A 1,388-nucleotide genomic window follows, 5' to 3' on the forward strand; every position below is an offset into this window, starting at 1 on the left:
GCTGTTGTCGATGCAAGCTCATAGTTACCTGCATCCGTTCCAGTTAATGCCAAACCATTTGCAGTGACAGTTTTACCCGTCGCTGCATTTTTATCATTAAACGTCGCTGTTCCACTGACAACTAAAACATCCTGACCAATACGGTCATCGCCATAGCTCACGCTTGCCGAGTTATTACCATCGTAAATCTTGTTCTGGGCATTTAACGTTGCAGTTAAAGTCGCTTTATCTATATCTGCTTGGGTGGTCGCTGTTGTCGATGCAAGCTCATAGTTACCTGCATCTGTTCCAGTTAATGCAAGATTATTAGCCGTTACGGTTTTACCCGTCGCTGCATTTTTATCATTAAACGTCGCTGTTCCCGTGATGGTTAAAGCATCCTGACCGATACGGTCATCGCCATAGCTTACGCTTGCTGATGTATTACCATCGTAAATCTTGTTCTGCGCTGTCAATGTTGCGTTTAAAGTACGCTGGCTAATCGTTGCCGTTAAACCTGTCGGTTGTACCAGATTGTAATTGCCTGCATCCGTTCCGCTAAGTGTATAACCTGTCACCGTCACCGCTTTATTCGTGCCTACATTTTTATCGGCAAATGTTCCAGCTCCTGTTCCGCCTACACTGACTGCATCACTACCTAATGCAGTTACCGCAGCCGTACCTGATAATGTTGCTGTCGTAGTCGCATCATAGATTTTATCGGCTGCACTCAAGCCTGCAAGTGCAAGGTCGGCTTTACTAATATTTGCCTTTAATCCTGTCGGCTGTACCAGATTATAATTGCCTGCATCCGTTCCGCCTAAGGTGAAACCTGATACCGTTACGGCTTTCGCATTGCCTACATTCTTATCAGCAAATGTTCCAGTGCCTGTTCCACCTAAAGTCACCGAATCACTGCCCAATGGCGAAACCGAAGCCGTACCAGTCAAAGTTGCTACAGTGGTTGCATCATAGACATTATTACCTGCACTCAAGCCTGTAATTGCAAGGTCGGCTTTATTGATGGTTAAGCTCGCACTTCCTCCAATAAAATCATAACCTTGTTGATTAGAATAATAACCTACATTATATGTTCCTACATTTTTAGAGCTACTATTTGAGCTAAAGATTTTGCTACTATCCAGTCCTGTAAATATTGTTGTATCTAAGCCTTGTACTTGACCATTATAGGCTTTAGTTTGATTAGCTGTCGCAGATATATCCGCCTGTGTTAAGAACGAGCGTAATAATGGGGCAGTTTGTCCATCATAAATCCGCCACACTGTACCCGTACCGCCAACATCATCAATATCAAAACCTGTAAAGCTATTTTTATCAAACATTTGCGCTGTAGTTAAACCTACAACATTTGTTAGATTGCCTGAATTATCACCAACGGCTTGTGTTTG

1 protein-coding gene is annotated in these 1,388 nt (G+C 43.2%); it reads right to left on the reverse strand.

Annotated elements, in window-relative coordinates:
* Positions 1-1,388: YDG domain-containing protein (locus tag F973_RS15265; protein ID WP_004761504.1), on the reverse strand; the 1,388-nt coding region annotated here is incomplete at both ends.

Origin of the sequence: Acinetobacter sp. CIP 102129 (assembly GCF_000368305.1) — a bacterium.
Classification (GTDB): Bacteria; Pseudomonadota; Gammaproteobacteria; order Pseudomonadales; family Moraxellaceae; genus Acinetobacter; species Acinetobacter parvus.